Below are 17,666 nucleotides of genomic sequence, written 5' to 3' on the forward strand. Positions count from 1 at the left end.
ACTGCTCGCACGCTCGCAGCGGGACCCTGCAGAGGGGCCGAACAAGCAGAGAGCCGGTCACCCACGGGTGACCGGCTTTCTGCTGTTGCTGCTAGGCGAGGTAGTCGCGCAGGGCGTCGGCGCGCTGCGGGTCACGCAGCTTGGCCATCGTCTCGCGCTCGATCTGCCGCACGCGCTCGCGGGACAGGCCGAACTGCTTGCCGATCTGCTCCAGCGTCCGCGGCTGACCGCCGTCGAGACCGAAGCGCAGGATGACGACGTCGCGCTCGCGGTCCTCCAGCGTCTCCAGCACGTTGCGGACGTCGCCCTTCATCATCTGGAAGGCGACCGCGTCCTCGGCGACCGCGGCGTCGGCGTCCTCGATGAAGTCACCGAGCCGGGACTCCTCGTCGGCGCCCACCGTCTGGTCCAGGCTGACCAGGTCGCGGCTGTGCTCGAGCAGCTCGACCACCCGCTCCTCGGTCATGTCCAGCTCGAGGCCGATCTCCTCCGGGGTGGGCTCGCGCTCCAGCTCCTGGTGCATGCGGCGCCGGGTGCGGACCACCTTGTTCACCTGCTCGGCGAGGTGGACGGGCAGCCGGATCGTGCGCCCGGAGTCGGCCATGGCGCGGGTGATCGCCTGCCGGATCCACCAGGTGGCGTACGTGGAGAACTTGAAGCCCTTGGTGTAGTCGAATTTCTCCACCGCGCGGATGAGCCCGACGTTCCCCTCCTGGATCAGGTCGAGGAACGTCATGCCGTGGCCGGTGTAGCGCTTGGCCACCGAGACGACCAGCCGGAGGTTGGCCTCCAGCAGGTGCGCCTTGGCCGCCTTGCCGTCGACGGCGAGGATCTTGTAGTCCCGCTTCTTGGCGGACGACAGGTCCGGCTTCTCGGCCAGCAGTCGGTCGGCGTACAGGCCGGCCTCGATCCGCTTGGCCAGCTCCACCTCCTGCTCGGCGGTGAGCAGCGCGGTCTTGCCGATGGTGTTGAGGTACACGCGCACGAGGTCGGTGGACACCAGGCCGGTGGTGTCGGGCTCGCGGCGCGCCGTGCGGGAGCGCACCTCGAGGGTGTCGTTGGGGGAAGACTGCAGCAGCGTCACGATGCTTCTTCGTCCTTGCCTTCGATTCGGATGCATCCGCCGGCCGTCGGTGTGCGGCGGCTGTGCCATCCGGGGCGTCTGTGGGGAACCCGGGGTCGTCCGGACGGTCCCCGTTGCTCTTCTGTCCGATGTGGTACGCCCTGCACAACGGTCAGGACGGGGCCGCGTGTTCCACGAGTCCCGGGTTCACAGCCAACCGACAGGGAGTGGTGTCGCTCACGGCCCTGTACCCCTGGTGGCGGGGTGTCAGACCTCCAGCAGCACGGTCATCGGGCCGTCGTTGACCGAGGAGACCTGCATCCGCGCACCGAACACCCCGGTCGCCACCGAGCACCCGCGCCGGCGCAGCTCGGCCACCACCTCGTCGACCAGCGGTTCGGCGACCTCTCCCGGGGCGGCCTCGGCCCATGAGGGACGGCGGCCCTTGCGGGTGTCGGCGTAGAGGGTGAACTGGCTGACCACCAGCACGGGGAGCCCCAGGTCGGCGGCGGAGACCAGGCCGTCGTCGCCGGGGAGGATGCGCAGCTCGTGGATCTTGCGCGCCAGCACCCGGGCGGCCGCGGCGTCGTCCGTCCGGCCGACTCCGACCAGTGACAGCAATCCCCGGCCGATGGCGCCGACCACCTCGCCGTCGACCGTTACAGCGGCTGAATCGACCCTGGTCACGACGGCGCGCACGGACCCATCCTCGTCGTCGGCCGGGTCAGGCGGCGCGCCGGTGCACGATCCGGGCGGCCAGCACCGTCAGCGCGGCGCCGGCCACCGCCCATGCCACGACGATCCACAGCGCGGCGGCCGTCCCGGTGCCCCCGAAGTAGACCGCGCTGCGCAGCGCGTCCACCCCGGCGCCGTTGGGCAGCCAGGGCCCCACGGCGCGCCAGAACGGCGGCAGCAGCTCGTAGCGGTAGGCGCCTCCGGCGGAGGGGTTCCCGACGACGACGAAGACTAGGATGGTCGCGGCGATGCCGAAGACCCCGAAGAGCACCTGGAAGCTCATCGTGACCGTGGCGGCGCTGAGCACCAGCAGGGTGGCGATGACGAAGACCGCCCCGACGTGCCCGGTGATGGCGCCGAGGAGAGGACCGGTCACGAGGGCGATGCCCAGCCCGACGGCGAGGGAGTAGGGCACCGTCGCACCCAGCCGCCACAGCGCCCGGCGGAAGGTGGCCGGGCGGGCGCCCTTCGCCATCCCGAGGACGGCGGCGAGCAGGTAGCCCGCGAGCACCGCCCCGACGACGACGTAGAAGCCGCTGGTGCCCTGGGGGTCGCCCGGCTGGTGCGGGACGACGTCGTCGACGACGAGGCTGCGCTGCCGGGTCGCCTCGGCCTCGGTGAAGATCCGCTGCACGGCCGTCGTCATGGACACCCCACCACCGCTGGCGACCAGCAGTGTGTCCTGCGTGCCGGCCACGTCGACCACGAGCGCCCCCGCGACCTCGCCCCGCTCGAGCAGCCGGCGGGCGGCCGCCTCGTCCGCGACCGCGGTCGCCGCCACCGGTTCGCCGTCGGCGTCGTCCAGCGCCGCCACCAGCTGACCGCTGACCTGGGCGGGTGCGACGACCGCGACGGGGATCCGGTGCGGTGTGGGGTCGTGGAAGGCGCCCACGTAGGAGAGGACGAAGCCCAGGCAGAGCAGCGCCACGCCGACGACCAGCAGCAGGGTGCGCGGCGCGAAGGCGTCTCGGAGCTCCTCGGTGAAGGTCTCGGTCGCCGGCCGCGACGGCTCCGCGGGCGCCTCGTGCCGGCCGGGAACGGAGGAGGCGGGCATCGGCGGGAGGTCTCCTGGCGGACGGAGGGGCAGCGGCAGAAAGGGGGTGGCCCCCCGCGACGACGGATGCCCCGGCCCGCACGAGGCGAACCGGGGCATCCGGGGGGACTGGCGCTTATCGCAGGTCGAAGCGGTCCAGCTCCATGACCTTGACCCACGCGGACACGAAGTCCCGCACGAACTGCTCCGTCGCGTCCTCGGCCGAGTAGACCTCGACGATGCCGCGCAGGATCGAGTTCGAGTTGAACACCAGGTCGACCGCGGTGGCCGTGCGCACCACGGTGCCCTCGGCGTCCAGGCCCTCGTAGACGCCCTCGCCGGAGGCGGAGGTGCGCCAGGAGATGCCCAGGTCGAGCAGGTTGCGGAAGAAGTCCTGCGAGAGCACGCCCGGGCGGTCGGTGAAGACGCCGTGCTGCGCGCCACCGGTGTTCGCGCCGAGGACCCGCAGCCCGCCGACCAGCAGCGTCATCTCCTTGGCGGTGAGGTCGAGCATGTAGGCCCGGTCGACCAGCAGCGTCTCCGGCTGGAGCTTGCTGCCCGGCTGGATGTAGTTGCGGAAGCCGTCGGCCCGCGGCTCGAGCCACCGGAAGTTGTCGACGTCGGTCTGCTCCTGCGTGGCGTCGGTCCGGCCCGGGTGGAAGGGCACGGTGACCGGCACGCCGGCGTCCGCCGCGGCCTTCTCGACCGCCGCGCTGCCGCCGAGCACGATCAGGTCGGCCAGCGAGACCGTCGCGCCGGTGGCCGACTCGAAGTCCGCCTTGACCTGCTCCAGGACGGGGAGCACGTCCCGGACGCCCTCGTTGGCCGCCCAGTCCAGCTGCGGCTCGAGGCGGATCCGCGCCCCGTTGGCCCCACCGCGGTTGTCGGTGCTGCGGAACGACGCGGCGGACGACCAGGCGGTGTGCACCAGCTGGGACACCGTCAGGCCGGACGACAGCAGCCGCTGCTTGAGGTCGGCGATCTCCGCCTCGCCCACGAGCTCGTGGTCGACCGGCGGGACCGGGTCCTGCCAGAGCAGGTCCTCGCCCGGCACGTCGGGGCCCAGGTAGCGGACCTTGGGACCCATGTCGCGGTGCAGCAGCTTGAACCAGGCGCGGGCGTACTGGTCGGCGAAGTACTCCGGGTCGTCGCGGAAGCGCTCGGCGTAGGCGCGCAGCTCCGGGTCGACCTTGAGCGCGATGTCCGCCGTCGACATCATCGGCGGGTTCTTCTTGCCCTCGATGTGCGCGTCGGGGACGAGCTCCTGCGCCTCGGGGTTGGAGGGCTGCCACTGCTTGGCGCCGGCCGGGCTCTCGACGAGCTCCCAGTCGAAGCCGAACAGCGTGTCCCAGTAGGAGTTGTCCCAGGTGGTCGGCGTCGGGGTCCAGGCGCCCTCGAGACCGCTGGTGATGGTGTCGGCGCCCTTGCCGGTGCCGTGCTGGTTGATCCAGCCCAGGCCGTTGCCGTGCACGGGGCAGCCCTCCGGCTCGGGCCCGACGAGGTCGGGGTTGCCCGCGCCGTGGGTCTTGCCGAAGGTGTGGCCGCCGGCGATGAGGGCGACGGTCTCCTCGTCGGTCATGCCCATGCGGCGGAAGGTCTGCTTGATGTCGTGCCCGGAGCCCAGCGGGTCCGGCTTGCCCTTCGGGCCCTCCGGGTTGACGTAGATCAGACCCATGGTGACGTTGGCCAGCGGGCCCTCGTCGAGGTCGAGCGGGTCGTCGCCGGCGTACCGCTCGTCGCCGAGCCAGGTGTCCTCGGGGCCCCAGAAGACCTCCTCGGGCTGCCAGGTGTCCTCGCGGCCGAAGGCGAACCCGAACGTCGGCAGGCCCATGTCGTCGTGCGCCACGTTGCCGGCGAGCACGAGCAGGTCGGCCCAGGAGAGCTTGCGGCCGTACTTCTGCTTGATCGGCAGCAGCAGGCGGCGGGCCTTGTCCAGGTTGGCGTTGTCCGGCCAGCTGTTCAGCGGGGCGAAGCGCTGAGCGCCCTGCCCGCCGCCGCCGCGGCCGTCGGCGATGCGGTAGGTGCCGGCCGCGTGCCAGGACATGCGGATGAAGAGCGGGCCGTAGTGGCCCCAGTCGGCCGGCCACCAGTCCTGCGAGGTGCGCATGACCTGGACGAGGTCGCGCTTGAGCTCCTCGACGTCCAGCTCGGCGAAGGCGGCCTTGTAGTCGAAGTCCTCGCCCAGGGGGTCGGAGTCCTTCGAGGGCTTGTTGAGCACCGACAGGTCGACCTGGTTGGGCCACCAGTCGCGGTTGGTGCGGGGGCGGTGGTCGGTGTGCGCCTCCGGCGAGGGGATCGCCGGGTTCTCGCTCTCGCTGGTGCTCTCGGTCTCGACCTTGTTGGTCTCGTCCTTCACGGGGGCGCCTCTCTCGGGTTGGTGACTGGAACTGAGGTAGACGGGGGGTCAGGCGGCGGCGCACGTGGGGCAGCGGCCCCAGAAGACGACCTCCGCCTCGTCGACCTGGAACCCCGCGTCGTCGGACGGCGTGAGGCAGGGAGCCGCACCGACGGTGCAGTCGACGTCGACGATCGCACCGCAGTCGCGGCAGACCAGGTGGTGGTGGTTGTCGCCCACCCGGGCCTCGTAGCGGGCCACGGACCCCTGCGGCTGGATGCGGCGCACGAGGCCGGTGTCGGTGAGCACGCGCAGCACGTCGTAGACCGCCTGGTGGGAGATGGCGTCCAGGCGGGTGCGCGCGGCGCCGATGAGCGCCTCGGTGTCCAGGTGCGGATGGGCGTGCACGGCGTCCAGCACGGCGAGGCGCGGGCGGGTCACCCGCAGCCCCACGGCACGCAGATCGCGTTCGAGCTCCACCGGGTCGGGCACGGGGCCATCCTGTCGCGCTTCCCTGGATCGAGTCAAGATCTGCCCGGCGCCGCCCCGGTGTGATCCGTGCGCGCCGACCGGGCCGTGCCGGACGTGCGCGGGGGGGAGGAACAGCCCCTGGCGCAGGGCCCGCACGGCGAGCGCGGTCGGCGAGCAGGCGCCCAGCACCGCCATGCTCCGCCGGACGGCGTCGGCGACGTCCACGGTCGTGCTGCCCAGGGCGGCAGCGATGTGCCGGTCGTCCTCCCAGCCCGCCACGAGCAGACCGAGGACCTGCAGGTCGTGGCGGGACAGGCCGCGGAGGTCCGGTGCGGGGGAGAGCAGGACGGCGGCGCGCAGGTGGTCGGCGACCTCGTGGCCGACGTCCAGCGCGGTGACCCGGAGCAGTGCTCCGTCCACGCCGTCCGATGCGGGGTGCAGGAAGGTCGCGTACCGCCCGCCGGCGTCCAGGCGGTCGACCACCTCGGCGACCGCCGGGGAGCCGGCGTCGAGCACCGGGTCGGAGGCCAGCCCGGGCAGGGGCACGGTGGCACCGGCCCGGGTGAGCGCCGCCCCCGCGAGGACGCCGGGCACGGTGCCGGCGAAGGCGCAGACGGCGGGCAGCCGGTCGACCGCCCGCGCGACGAGCGGCGCGAGGACGCCGATCCGCGCGCGGTCCGCGGAGGCGGAGCGGCCCCCTGCCGGGAGGAGCACGGTCAGGTGCCCCACGTGCCTGCCGTCGGGAGCGGCGAGGGCGGCGTCGAGGGAGCGGGCAGCCAGGTGGTGGTGCGAGCAGAAGGAGTCCGGGTCGGACCAGACGGCGTGCAGCGCTGCGACGTCGCCGGCGGTGGCTAGCGGGATCCGGAGCTGCCGCTCCGGGTCCTGCACCGCGATGGCGGCGGCGTCGTACCCCAGGACGGAACCGAGCACCTGCAGGATCCGCCGGGCGCGCTCGGCGACGGGCACCGGCGCACGCGCGATGCGGCCGATGTCCACGGCCGCCTGTGCGGCACCGTCCTCGGCCACGTGCCCGCCTCTCCGAACGGCCAGGCACGAGGCCGAGCTCGGGACGCCTCAGCCGCTTCTGAGCCGAGGACGTCCATGCAACGGCAGCCGGACGGGCACGTCGACGCGCTCAGCGCAGAACTCGGTGCGATTCGCGCGGGCCTACCGCCCTACGCGCGGCGCAGCGTCGCCGAGGGGTTCTCGCCGAACTTCTCGCGGTAGGCGGCAGCGAACCGGCTCAGGTACAGGAAGCCCCACCGGCCGGCGACGAAGGCGACCGTCGTGGTGTGCGGGTCGGACGCCTGCAGGTCGGCGCGGGCGCGGTCCAGGCGCACCGACCGCAGATACGCACTCGGCGGCACCCCGTAGGACCGGGCGAACCCCTCCTGCAGGGTCCGCGCGCTCACGGCGACGCGGCGGGCTAGGCTCGCGGTCGTCCAGGGGTCCTCGGGGTGGGCGCGGATGAGCTCGACGGCCTCGCGCACCGCGCGCGGGGCGGCCGGGCGGCGTGGACCGGCGAGCGCGTCGGTGTAGTTGTGCGGCTGGGCGAGCAGCAGCCCGGCGGTGAGCGCCTTCCCCAGGTGCGCCGCGGCCAGGGGGTGGTCGAGCAGGCCGTGCGCGCGCCGCGCCTGCCGCTCGACCAGCCACAGCGTGTCGAGCCACGACCGGCCCAGGTCGGTGTCGACGTCCATCACCTCGGCGAAGGAGAGCGGCCCGGCCAGCGGCCGGTCCAGCATGGCCTCCAGCTCACCCTGCAGCACGGCACGGGGGAACATCAGGCAGAACTGCCCGCACCCGCCGCTCCAGTCGATGCCGGCGGACTCCCCGGGCATGAAGACCGCCGCACGGCGCGGGGTGCCCTCGACGCGCTCCAGCCGGCCGGCGCGGAAGCGGGCCGAGCCGGAGATCGGCAGGTCCACGTGGTAGTTCTCCGCCTCGACCGTGGCGACCTCCACGGCGCCCCCGAACCGGGCGTAGGCGACCGTCACGTCCCCGACCCGGAGCGCGTTCAGCCGCAGGTCCACACCGTCGGGGCCCGGCGGTTCGAGCACCCGCATGCGCAGCGGCAGGAACGTCGCGGCCATCGCCGCCTGCGCCTCGTCGCAGTCCGTGGCGTGCGCCGCCGGGAACCGGTCCAGCGGTTCGGCTGCCATGCCCGCCCTTCGCCGTGCGCGGCTGCGCTGCTGCAGCAGCCCCACCATAACGTCGCGGTCGGACCGGTGTGGGCGCCCGTGGAGCCGGACGGCGCGACCGGGTGCGCAGGCACCGGGGTACGGCACCATGCACGGTGTGCCGACCCTCCGCATCGCCCAGGAGACCGCCGCCGACGAGCTGCTCGGCCGCGACCCGCTCGCCCTGCTCGTCGGGATGCTGCTCGACCAGCAGTTCCCCATGGAGCGGGCCTTCGCCGCACCGCGCCTGCTGGCCGACCGCCTCGGCGTGGACGCGCTGGACGCCGGGCAGCTGGCCGGGGCCGACCCCGACGAGCTGACCGCCGTCTTTCAGGGCCCGCCGGCGCTGCACCGCTACCCCGGCTCGATGGCCGGCCGCACCCAGGAGCTGTGCCGGCTGCTGGTCGAGCGGTACGACGGGCGGGCGGAGAACCTGTGGGCCGACGTGCCGGACGGCCGCACGCTGCTGCGCCGGCTCAGGGAGCTCCCCGGCTTCGGAGCGCAGAAGGCGTCGATCTTCCTGGCCCTGCTCGGCAAGCAGTACGGGGTCACGCCCCCGGGGTGGCGGGAGGCCGCCGGGGCGTACGGCGAGGAGGGGTCGCACCGCTCGGTCGCCGACATCACCGGGCCGGAGTCGCTGGCCGACGTGCGCCGGTTCAAGCAGGAGCAGAAGGCGGCGAAGAAGCAGAGCGCCGCCGGCTGACCACCGGGGAGCCGGGACGGCGGGAGCTATACCCCACCAAATCAGTCGGTTTGGTGTGCTACGTTCCCCGCATGCCTCCGCTGCCCCTCCTCGTGGCCCGTCGCCACGTGGACAAGGGTGCGCTGAGCAGCGCTCTCTGTACGTCGATCTGACCGCCCGCCGACCATCCCGGCGCGCGGCGTCGACGCGCGCCCTCCCGGACCGCGGTCGGTCCTCGCCACGCGCCCCTCTCCGACGAGGAACCCGTGCCGAACCATCGCAACTCCCGCCGAGCGCTCTCCCTGGTGGCTGTCGCCGCCCTCTCCGTCCTCACCGCCTGCGGTGGCGACGACGGCGGCGACGGGAACTCCGGCTCCGGCGTCGCCGACGAGCTCCGCCTCGGCTACTTCGCCAACGTCACCCACTCCGCCGCGCTCATCGGCGTGGAGGAGGGCCTGATCGCCGACGAGCTGGGCGACACCGAGCTCACGACGCAGGTGTTCAACGCCGGCCCCGACGTCGTCGAGGCGGTCTTCGCCGGCGCCCTGGACGCCTCCTACATCGGCCCCAGCCCGGCCATCAACGCCTACGGGCAGAGCGACGGGGACGCCGTCCGCATCATCGCCGGCGCCGCCTCGGGAGGCGCCCAGCTCGTGGTCCGCGAGGGGATCGACTCCCCGGAGGACCTGGTCGGGACGACGCTGGCGACCCCGCAGCTCGGCAACACCCAGGACGTGGCGCTGCGGACCTGGCTCACCGACCAGGGAATCGAGAACAGCGTCGAGGGCGGCGGCGACGTCACCATCGCGCCCACCCCCAACAGCGACACCCTCAATCTCTTCCGGTCCGGCGACGTGGACGGCGCGTGGCTGCCGGAGCCCTGGGCCTCACGGCTGGTGCTCGAGGCCGGCGCGAAGGTGCTGGTCGACGAGCGGGACATCTGGCCCGACGGCGAGTTCGTCACGACGAACCTGATCGTGCGCACCGAGTTCCTCGAGGAGTACCCGGAGACGGTCGAGGCGCTCCTGCGCGGGCACGTCGCCGCCGTGCAGTTCGCGCAGGGCGACGTCGAGGCCGCCCGCACCGCCGTCAACGCCGGTCTCGAGCAGGCGGGGAGCGACGCGCTGCCCGACGAGGTGTTCGACCGCGCGTGGAGCAACCTCTCCGTCACGTGGGACCCGCTCGCCGCGACGCTGGAGGAGTCGGCCCAGGACGGCTTCGACGCAGGGACCACCCCGGAGCTCGTCGACATCGAGGGCATCTACGACCTCCGTCCGCTCAACGCCATCCTCGGCGACCTCGGCGAGAAGACCGTCTCGGCGGACGGCCTGGGCTCCCAGTGAGGACCCTCCCGGGAAGGAGCACGCTCATGACCGCGAACGTGACCGCGGAGACCCTGGCGGCACCGCAGGAGGTCGGCCACCCGCGAGCCGGCGTCCCGGCGGTCCGGGTGCAGCAGGTGTCGCAGGTCTTCGAGCGGGACCGGCCGCCGGTGCTGGACCGGGTGGACCTGACGGTCCGGCCCGGGGAGTTCGTCTGCCTGCTCGGCGCCTCCGGGTGCGGCAAATCGACCCTGCTGAACATCATCGCCGGCCTGACCGAGCCGACGTCCGGCACGGTGGAGGTCAGCGCCCGGCGTCCCGCGCTGATGTTCCAGGAGCCGGCGCTGCTGCCCTGGCTCACGGCGGCGGGCAACGTCGAGCTGGCGCTGCGCGCCCGTGGCGTCGGCCGCGCCGAGCGCCGCGAGGAGGCCCTCCGGTTGCTCGCGCTGGTGAACCTGGAGGGCGCGGGGGACAAGCGGGTGCACGAGCTCTCCGGTGGCATGCGCCAGCGGGTCGCGCTGGCCCGGTCGCTGGCCCAGGACAGCTCGGTGCTCCTCATGGACGAGCCGTTCGCGGCCCTGGACGCGATCACCCGCGACGTGCTGCACCTCGAGCTCGCCCGCGTGTGGGCCGAGCAGGGCCTGTCGGTGGTGTTCGTGACGCACAACGTGCGGGAGGCGGTGCGGCTGGGCCAGCGGGTGCTCCTCATGGGGTCCCGCCCCGGGCGCGTCGTGCGCGAGTGGCAGGTGGACCTGCCGCAGCCCCGCACGATCGAGTCCCCCGGGGTGGGGGCGCTCGCCGCCGAGATCACCACCGAGCTGCACCGGGAGATCAGCCGCCATGGCCGCTAGCCCCGTCCGCACCGACGCCCGCGCCGGCGGCACCCGGGACGTCGAGGCGGGCCTCGACGCGCTCGACAGCGCGCCCACGCTGCCGTCGCGGCCCGGCGCGGGGCAGCGGTTCGTGCGCATCGTCCTGCCCCCGGTGGTCTTCCTCGCAGCGGTGGTGGGGATCTGGCAGCTCGCGTACGTCGCCGAGGTCAAGCCCTCGTACGCGCTGCCGTCCCCGGCCGACGTCTTCGACGTCTTCTGGTCCTCGCTGACCGACGGGTCGGCGTTCGAGGCGGTCTGGACCAGCCTCCGTCGGGGCGGCGTCGGCTTCGCCCTGTCGCTGGTGATCGGCACGGCCCTGGGCCTGGCCATGTGGTGGAGCCGGTGGCTCCGGGCGGCGGTCGGCCCGATCGTGAGCGGGCTGCAGAGCCTGCCCTCGGTGGCGTGGGTGCCGGCGGCGATCATCTGGTTCGGGCTGTCGAACGCGGCCATCTACACGGTCGTGCTGCTCGGCGCCGTCCCCTCCATCGCCAACGGTCTGCTCGGCGGGCTGAAGCAGGTCCCGCCGCTGTTCGACCGGGTCGGCCGCGTGCTCGGCCTGTCGACGCTCGGCCGGACGCGGCACGTGCTGCTGCCCGCCGCGCTCCCGGGCTACCTGGGCGGCCTGCGGCAGGGGTGGGCGTTCGCCTGGCGCTCGCTCATGGCCGCCGAGCTCATCACGTACTCGCCGCAGCTGGGGCAGGGCCTGGGGCAGCTGCTCAACGTCGGCCGCGAGCTCTCCCAGATGTCGCTGGTCATCACCTCGATCGCGCTGATCCTGGCCGTCGGCATCGCCATCGAGCTGCTCGTGTTCGCACCGATCGAGCGCCGCGTCCTCACCCGCCGGGGCCTGACCATCGGGTGACGGCGGCGCCCCCGGGGGCGCGCCGCTCACCTGGCAGGACGCCGTCCGCCGGGGTGGTCGCGGGTGCCGACGCGACCCCCTGCACGACCTCGCCCCGCGGTGGCACCATGGGGCGCGGATCCGGGGCAGTGCCGGGGCGAACGCCGCCGGGTGCACCGGTCAGCGGAGGGATGGACACCCGTGGCCACCAGGCAAGGTAACCCGCGACCGCGCCGAGCCGAGCCCGTGCTCATCACCGAGGCGCAGGTCAGCCAGGTCGACCAGCACGCGGCCCGCAAGAAGCGTTACGCGATCACCATGCTCGTGCGCACGATCTGCCTGTTGTTCGCCGCGGTCTTCTACCAGACGGTGTGGCTGATGATCATCCTGGCCGTCCTGGGCACCGTGCTGCCCTGGGTCGCCGTGATCATGGCCAACGACCGCCCGCCGAAGAAGCGGCAGGAGGTCAACCGCTACACGGCCCGGCCGGACCGGCAGCTGGAGAGCCGGCCGCACCGCGTCATCGAGGGCTGACCGGGCTGGTCAGGCCCGCCACCCGACGGCACCCGGTCGGGGATCTCCGTCACCGGAGGCCCACGGCGGCGCCTGTCATCATGGACGGCGGTGCAGGGAGTGCCCGGGACGCCCGGCCGCGACCGCCGACGCAGACCACGAAGGAGTTCCCGTGAGCAGCAGCGACATCCTCGAGCGGCCCGACGTCCGCGACGCCGACACCGGCAACGCCGACGAGGTCTTCCACTACGTGCGCAAGAACAAGATCGCCGAGAGCGCGGTCATGGGGACCATGGTCGAGGCGCTCTGCGGCGAGATCTTCCCGGTGACCAAGAGCCCCAAGCCCGGCAGCCCGGTGTGCCCGGCCTGCACCGAGGTCTACAACAAGCTCAAGAAGTAGCGGCGGGGCCGCCGGCGTCGGCCACCCCCAGGCGGCGGGCCTCGGCGGCGAGCTTGGCCTCGCGCCGGGCCTTGCGGCGGCGCTCGTGGCGGCGCAGCGGCGCCGGCCAGCGGGCCTGGATGGTGGCGTTGAGCTCCGCGCCCAGCAGGACCGCCATGCCGAAGAAGAAGCAGAACAGCAGGATGCCGATCGGCGCCGCCAGGGCGCCGTACGGCAGGGCCGCGGTGAGGACGTCGGCGACGTAGGTCCGCAGCACGAGGGCGGCCATGATGAAGAAGCCCAGGGCCAGCACCGCGCCGGGCAGGTGCCTGCTCCACGGCAGCCGCCGGGGCAGCACCACGTTGTAGAAGCTGGTGAGGGCCAGCAGCAGCCCGATGATCACCAGCGGCCAGTAGATGCCGTCGATGAGCACGGTGGCCACCGGCTGCCAGCTCGGGGGCAGCAGGGCGACCAGCACACCGCGGCCCAGCACCAGCAGCGGCAGGGTGAGGACGGCGACCACCATGCCCACGATGAACAGCCACAGCGCCTTGAGCCGGGTGCGGATCGGGCCGCGCACGTCCCGCTGGTCGTAGGCGATGACGATGGTGTTCATGAACGTCGCCGTCGCCGACGAGCCGGCCCACAGCGACAGCAGAAAGCCGAGGCTCACCACGTCGAGCCGGCCGGCGCCCAGGATGTCGTTCAGCGTCGGGGCCACGAGGGAGTCGACGACGTCGGGGGTGAGCACCTCGGCGGAGGCGCTGAGCAGGTCGTCCTCGATCTGGCGGACGGCGTCGTCACCGATGAACGCGCCGAGGTAGCCCAGCGAGCCCAGCAGCCCGATGAGCAGCGGCGGGACCGAGAGGATCTGCCAGAACGCCGCCTCGCCGGACAACCCCAGGATGCGGTCCTGCCACGCCTTGGCCACGGTGCGACCCAGCACCTGCAGCGGGGTGCGGACGAACGCCGGCCAGGAGTCCAGCCGCCCGCGGCGCCCGCGCTCCGCGGCGTCGCCGGCACCTGGCTCGACGGCCGCGGGGGCGGGCGGGTCACCGGCCTGCGCCGGGCGATCACCGGGCAGGACGGTGCTCATCCGGTCAGTGTGCACGTCACCGGAGGAGTGCGGAGCAGGTGGTCACCCGGAGGGGCCCCCACCGGGTGACCCGGTCAGCGCACCCGGCGGCCGACGGGTCGACGGTCCCCGGGGCGTCGCCCGCCCGATGCGGGCGCGCCGGCCGGCGGCGTCCCCTCCGGACCCGGGGACGGCGACGCGGGAGCCCCGCCCTCGCCCTCGGGCGCCGGCACGCAGTTGATGACCGCCTCGGCGTTGTAGCGGGTCCGGAAGTCCTCCCGCTCGATCTCCGCACCCGACGCCAGGTCCTTGAAGACCCGCGTGACGGTGATGTCGAAGCCCGGGACGCCGGACTGGGGGATGCAGTCGCCGTCGTCGACCTTCTCGATGACCGCGGGCTCACGGGTGTTGCGCCGCTCGCTGCTGATCGACTCGATCTCGTAGCGCTTGGTGCCGTAGAAGGTGACCGTCAGGGCGCTCGGGGTCCAGCGCGTGTCGACGTAGACGCCGGTGTCGCTGTCGTTGCGCCACTGGAGATCGATCGCGCCCTCGTAGACGGTCGCCTCGCGGCCGGCCGGATAGCGGCTGATGTAGAAGCTGTGCGGCTTGTGGTAGATGTCCTCGAGCCCGGCGAAGAACACCGCGTTGAACATCGTGGTGGCGAACTGGCTGATGCCGCCGCCGACCGCCGTCGACAGCTCGCCGCCGCTGATCACCGTGGCCGGCACGTAGCCCTGCGCCGTGCCCCGGGGGCCGGTGAAGGTGTTCAGGCTGAAGGTCTCGCCGGGCAGCACGAGCGCACCGTCGACCTCGGCGGCCACGACGCGGATGTTCTCGCCGCTGCGCGGGTTGCTGATGTTCGTGGTGAAGCTGCTGATCTCCTCGCGGATGCCCAGCGCCTCGGCCTCCTGGGTGGTCAGCTCGGCCGGTACCGGTCCCGGCTCGGCAGCGATCGACCGCGGCGCGGGATCGTCCAGCACGGGCATCAGCTGCTCGGCCAGGTGCGCGGGGTCGATCCCGGTCCCGTCCACCGACGGCACCACGCGCACGGAGCCGCCGGAGACCTCGAAGGTGGCGTCCCGGGCCGGAGTCCCGAAGACGGCCAGCTCGTCGCCGAGGGCCGCCTGCAGCTCGGCCGGGTCGATCCCCACCGTGAGCGCGCCGTCCTCGGTCGGCGTGAAGGTCAGCGACGCCGCGATGGCCTCGGCGGGCACCTCGGCGGTGGCGCCGTCGGCGCCCCCGGTCACCGCGACCGGGGCGGCGAGCGCCGGCTCGACGGTCTCGGCGAGCACCCGCTCGGCCTCCGCGGCCTCGACCTGGACGGGGGCGACCTCGACGGGGAGCTCGAGGGGTCCCGCGGCCTCCGGCTCGTCGGTCAGGGCCGCCGTGATCACGTCCCGCGCCCCCTCGCGGTCCAGCGTCCGGCCGTCGGTGGGCGGGACGACGCTCGCGGTGGTGTCCTCGATGGCGATGGTGGCGTCGACCGGTGCGCGGTCGACCTGCTCGGCGAAGGTCGCCAGCTGGGCGTCGAAGGAGCCGAGTTCGTCGGCCACCGCGGAGTCGTCGACGGCGACGATCGGCTCGACCTCGCGGTCGGAGAAGAACGAGGTGACGCGGGTCCAGGGGTTCAGCGGCTGGTCGTCGGCCGCGGCGACGGTGCCCTCGGCATCCAGGCGGACGCCGGCGCGGGTGGGGGAGTAGACGCCCTCCACGCCGTCGGCGGCGATCGGGCGGTCGGCGGCGACGCGGTCGCCCAGCTCGCTCTGCAGCGCCTCGGCGGCGGCGGCGGGGGAGAGGCCACCGATCTCGACGCCGGCCACGACGGTCGACCGCGGCACGTCGCCGGAGGAGAGGAGCAGGTCCGCGCCGTAGAGCGCCGCCAGCACCGCGACGGCACCCGCGGGCACCAGCACGGCGCGGCGTCGCCACCAGGGGGAACCCGGTGCGCCGTCGGTGGCGGTGGGGGGCGGCCCGTCGCCGTCGTTCCCGCCGGCGACGTCCGCCCCGAGGAACAGGGCCGTGCCCGTGTCGGTGTCGGTGTCCGGGACGTCGGCGGAGGGGACCGCCGGAGCCGCGACGGGCTCCGCGACGGCGGTGGTCTGGACGGCCTCCTGCTCGGGCGCACCGCTCAGCCAGTCGCGGGGCACCGGGCGGGTGTCGTCGACCTCGCGATCGGCCGGAGAAGAGTTCTGCGGTTCGGGCGTGTCGCCCTCGTCCGGCAGGGGACGCGAGGGCTCGACGGGCGGACGGCTGTCGGCTGCCCCGTCGGCGCGCAGGCGCACGGTCTCGTCGTGCCCGGGGGGCTGGGACATGGGGGTTTCCTCCGGTCGCCGCGTACCGGGGGTGCCCGGGAACGACGGAGCCGCCGGCCCTCCCTCCGCACGGGGCGGGGTGGAGGAGCCGGCGGCGTCGTCGGGTGAGGCTGTCATCGCGGGCGCGACGATAGCGGTTCTCTCACGCAGTTACCCGCTGCTCGCCCTCGGTGTCGATGATGTCGACGGCGATGTCACGCAGCTTGCTGTCGTACTCACGTGCGTGGTGTCCGCAGAAGACGAGGTCGCTGCCACTGGCGAGCACGACCCGCACCTTGGCCAGAGCACCACAGCGATCGCAGTGGAAGGGAACGACGAGCTCGTCGGTGGGCGGGGTCGTCGTCAGCGTCTGGGTCATCTGGCTCATCACTCGCTCTCTACCGCACGGACCCGCGGCTGCGGATCGGCCTCCTGCACAGCGCCAGGATGGCCCCTCGTGTTCCCGTTCAGCTTCCGGTGAACACCGACTCGCCGATCGAGACGAGTCCGTGATGTGCCGGTCGGTGGAACGGGTTCAGCAGGGGACGTCACTGGGGTGGTACCGGTCGTGCACGTGCTGTTCTCGCCTGCCGTACCGGTCGGGTGACCGGTGCGACCGTGGGTCCGCTGCTGTTCTGACGTCCCCCACGCTACGCCGTCTACCCGACGACCGTGGGCGTACACCGCCTCCCGCCTGTACGGGTGACCCTCGTCCGCGGCCCGGAGCTGGGTCGTCGTGCCGGCGTGGGACCAGCTCAGCGCCCAGGACACGACGGTCACCGACCACCCCGCGAGCCCGAGCAGCTTCATCGAGTCCTCGGTCCAGGCGTGCCAGCGCAGACCGGGATCGAGCACGTCGATCGCCACCGACGTCGCGAGCCAGCAGAGCGCGAGGGCGGCGGTCGGCGTGAGCAGCCGGCGCAGGACCGCCCGGTGCCCCACGGCGATGGCCGCCGCGGCGAACAGGTAGCCGGCGAAGACGACCTTCTCCGGGAGCCCGGTGAGCGCGGGTACGACGGCCTCGTGGAGCTGGAGCAGGTCGTCGGCCCCGAGCGCGACGGTCAGCAGCCCGACGTCCCGGAGAAGGGCCCGGACGTCCGCCCGGGCCCCGCGGTCCGGTGCGACGCCGCCGAGCGCGATCGCCACCGCGACGGCGCCGGCCGCCACCATGGTGACCCCGCCCAGCAGACCCAGGGCGCCGGTCCACGGAGGCAGGTCCGCGGCGACCGCCGGCTCCTGGACCAGGTCGGCGAGGGTGACGGTGGTGTCCTCGCCCCCGACGGTCAGCACGCGACCGTCCCCCACCCAGAGCGTGAGCCCGGCGAGGAGCAGGCCCAGGGGCCCGTACACCAGACCCACGACGTGCCACGGGCGCCCGCTCATCCGCTGCCTCCTCCGGCTCAGCGGGAAGGCTGTCGCAGGGAGAGGACGGGACGGCCGGATGGTGCGCGCCACGCCGGGGACGGGGAACGGAAGGGGCGGGAGGGACGGGGTCCTTGTTGGGGTCCTTCTTCAGTCCAGGTAGTCGCGGAGGACCTGGGACCGGCTGGGGTGCCGCAGCTTGCTCATCGTCTTGGACTCGATCTGCCGGATCCGCTCACGCGTCACGCCGTAGACCTGCCCGATCTCGTCCAGCGTGCGCGGCTGGCCGTCGGTCAGGCCGAAGCGCAGCCGGACCACGCCGGCCTCCCGCTCCGACAGCGTCTGCAGGACGCTGGTCAGCTGGTCCTGCATCAGCGTGAAGCTCACCGCGTCGACGGCGACGACGGCCTCGGAGTCCTCGATGAAGTCACCGAGCTGGCTGTCGCCCTCGTCGCCGATGGTCTGGTCGAGGCTGATCGGCTCCCGGGCGTACTGCTGGATCTCCAGCACCTTCT

General features: G+C 73.4%; 17 protein-coding genes. 6 read left to right on the forward strand and 11 right to left on the reverse strand.

The features are described from left to right. Positions 1 to 91: 91 nt before the first annotated feature. The 6 genes from sigB to DQ239_RS17865 form a co-directional block, all read right to left on the reverse strand. Positions 92 to 1,084, reverse strand: coding sequence for an RNA polymerase sigma factor SigB (gene sigB / locus DQ239_RS17840; protein WP_199583142.1), 993 nt, complete (start codon positions 1,082 to 1,084; stop codon positions 92 to 94). Positions 1,085 to 1,330: 246 nt separating this feature from the next. Continuing rightward, entirely contained in the window at positions 1,331 to 1,762 is a 432-nt protein-coding gene (dtd, locus tag DQ239_RS17845) for a D-aminoacyl-tRNA deacylase (protein ID WP_113835755.1), read from the reverse strand. 25 nt (positions 1,763 to 1,787) lie between these two features. After that, a complete protein-coding gene (locus DQ239_RS17850) occupies positions 1,788 to 2,852 on the reverse strand; it encodes a DUF3533 domain-containing protein (RefSeq protein WP_199583144.1) in 1,065 nt (354 codons plus the stop codon). A 115-nt stretch (positions 2,853 to 2,967) separates the two neighbouring features. Further along, a complete protein-coding gene (gene katG / locus DQ239_RS17855) occupies positions 2,968 to 5,187 on the reverse strand; it encodes a catalase/peroxidase HPI (RefSeq protein ID WP_113835756.1) in 2,220 nt (739 codons plus the stop codon). 48 nt (positions 5,188 to 5,235) lie between these two features. Further along, positions 5,236 to 6,663 (reverse strand): Fur family transcriptional regulator, encoded by a 1,428-nt coding sequence (locus DQ239_RS21375; protein ID WP_348519338.1) that lies wholly within the window; start codon positions 6,661 to 6,663, stop codon positions 5,236 to 5,238. 149 nt (positions 6,664 to 6,812) lie between these two features. Further along, positions 6,813 to 7,796 (reverse strand): AraC family transcriptional regulator, encoded by a 984-nt coding sequence (locus tag DQ239_RS17865; RefSeq protein ID WP_158544890.1) that lies wholly within the window; start codon positions 7,794 to 7,796, stop codon positions 6,813 to 6,815. A 127-nt stretch (positions 7,797 to 7,923) separates the two neighbouring features. Between DQ239_RS17865 and DQ239_RS17870 the strand changes: the two genes are divergently transcribed. From DQ239_RS17870 to DQ239_RS17895, 6 genes are all read left to right on the forward strand, one after another. Next, a complete protein-coding gene (locus DQ239_RS17870; RefSeq protein WP_113835758.1) occupies positions 7,924 to 8,517 on the forward strand; it encodes an HhH-GPD-type base excision DNA repair protein in 594 nt (197 codons plus the stop codon). A gap of 245 nt (positions 8,518 to 8,762) precedes the next feature. Then, complete coding sequence (locus tag DQ239_RS17875; protein ID WP_113835759.1) at positions 8,763 to 9,839, forward strand: ABC transporter substrate-binding protein; 1,077 nt, start codon at positions 8,763 to 8,765, stop codon at positions 9,837 to 9,839. A 26-nt stretch (positions 9,840 to 9,865) separates the two neighbouring features. Further along, entirely contained in the window at positions 9,866 to 10,669 is an 804-nt protein-coding gene (locus DQ239_RS17880; protein WP_113835760.1) for an ABC transporter ATP-binding protein, read from the forward strand. Then, positions 10,659 to 11,552 (forward strand): ABC transporter permease, encoded by an 894-nt coding sequence (locus DQ239_RS17885; RefSeq protein WP_113835761.1) that lies wholly within the window; start codon positions 10,659 to 10,661, stop codon positions 11,550 to 11,552. Before DQ239_RS17880 ends, DQ239_RS17885 begins: the two co-directional genes overlap by 11 nt. 180 nt (positions 11,553 to 11,732) lie before the next feature. After that, positions 11,733 to 12,065, forward strand: a complete 333-nt coding sequence (locus DQ239_RS17890; protein WP_113835762.1) for a DUF3099 domain-containing protein — start codon at positions 11,733 to 11,735, stop codon at positions 12,063 to 12,065. 151 nt (positions 12,066 to 12,216) lie between these two features. Continuing rightward, on the forward strand, positions 12,217 to 12,444 hold the full coding sequence (locus DQ239_RS17895; RefSeq protein ID WP_113835763.1) for a DUF3039 domain-containing protein: 228 nt from the start codon (positions 12,217 to 12,219) through the stop codon (positions 12,442 to 12,444). Here the strand turns inward: DQ239_RS17895 and DQ239_RS17900 are convergent. The 5 genes from DQ239_RS17900 to DQ239_RS17920 all read right to left on the reverse strand — a co-directional run. Continuing rightward, the gene (locus tag DQ239_RS17900) at positions 12,434 to 13,519 is read right to left on the reverse strand and encodes a YihY/virulence factor BrkB family protein (RefSeq protein ID WP_113835764.1); all 1,086 of its coding nucleotides are present in this window, start codon (positions 13,517 to 13,519) and stop codon (positions 12,434 to 12,436) included. The genes DQ239_RS17895 and DQ239_RS17900 overlap by 11 nt on opposite strands. A 74-nt stretch (positions 13,520 to 13,593) precedes the next feature. Continuing rightward, positions 13,594 to 15,810, reverse strand: a complete 2,217-nt coding sequence (locus tag DQ239_RS17905) for a VanW family protein (protein WP_113835765.1) — start codon at positions 15,808 to 15,810, stop codon at positions 13,594 to 13,596. A gap of 142 nt (positions 15,811 to 15,952) precedes the next feature. Further along, a complete protein-coding gene (locus DQ239_RS17910; protein WP_199583146.1) occupies positions 15,953 to 16,177 on the reverse strand; it encodes a hypothetical protein in 225 nt (74 codons plus the stop codon). Next, positions 16,177 to 17,172: a hypothetical protein gene (locus DQ239_RS17915; protein WP_113835766.1), complete on the reverse strand. Its 996-nt coding sequence runs from the start codon at positions 17,170 to 17,172 to the stop codon at positions 16,177 to 16,179. The genes DQ239_RS17910 and DQ239_RS17915 overlap by 1 nt, the downstream gene beginning before the upstream one ends. A 129-nt stretch (positions 17,173 to 17,301) precedes the next feature. Then, the coding region (locus tag DQ239_RS17920; protein WP_304544207.1) for a sigma factor-like helix-turn-helix DNA-binding protein at positions 17,302 to 17,666 on the reverse strand (365 nt) is incomplete at its 5' end.

The sequence above is a fragment of the Blastococcus sp. TF02-09 genome (assembly GCF_003319105.1).
GTDB lineage: Bacteria > Actinomycetota > Actinomycetes > Mycobacteriales > Geodermatophilaceae > Blastococcus.

Excerpts from the sequence above, each read along its gene's own strand:
- DQ239_RS17915 (WP_113835766.1), bottom strand. The coding sequence starts at position 17,172 with ATGAGCGGGCGCCCGTGGCACGTCGTGGGTCTGGTGTACGGGCCCCTG.
- DQ239_RS17900 (WP_113835764.1), bottom strand. The coding sequence starts at position 13,519 with ATGAGCACCGTCCTGCCCGGTGATCGCCCGGCGCAGGCCGGTGACCCG.
- DQ239_RS17870 (WP_113835758.1), top strand. The coding sequence starts at position 7,924 with ATGCACGGTGTGCCGACCCTCCGCATCGCCCAGGAGACCGCCGCCGAC.
- DQ239_RS17865 (WP_158544890.1), bottom strand. The coding sequence starts at position 7,796 with ATGGCAGCCGAACCGCTGGACCGGTTCCCGGCGGCGCACGCCACGGAC.
- DQ239_RS17910 (WP_199583146.1), bottom strand. The coding sequence starts at position 16,177 with ATGAGCCAGATGACCCAGACGCTGACGACGACCCCGCCCACCGACGAG.
- DQ239_RS17850 (WP_199583144.1), bottom strand. The coding sequence starts at position 2,852 with ATGCCCGCCTCCTCCGTTCCCGGCCGGCACGAGGCGCCCGCGGAGCCG.
- DQ239_RS17905 (WP_113835765.1), bottom strand. The coding sequence starts at position 15,810 with ATGTCCCAGCCCCCCGGGCACGACGAGACCGTGCGCCTGCGCGCCGAC.
- DQ239_RS17880 (WP_113835760.1), top strand. The coding sequence starts at position 9,866 with ATGACCGCGAACGTGACCGCGGAGACCCTGGCGGCACCGCAGGAGGTC.
- DQ239_RS17885 (WP_113835761.1), top strand. The coding sequence starts at position 10,659 with ATGGCCGCTAGCCCCGTCCGCACCGACGCCCGCGCCGGCGGCACCCGG.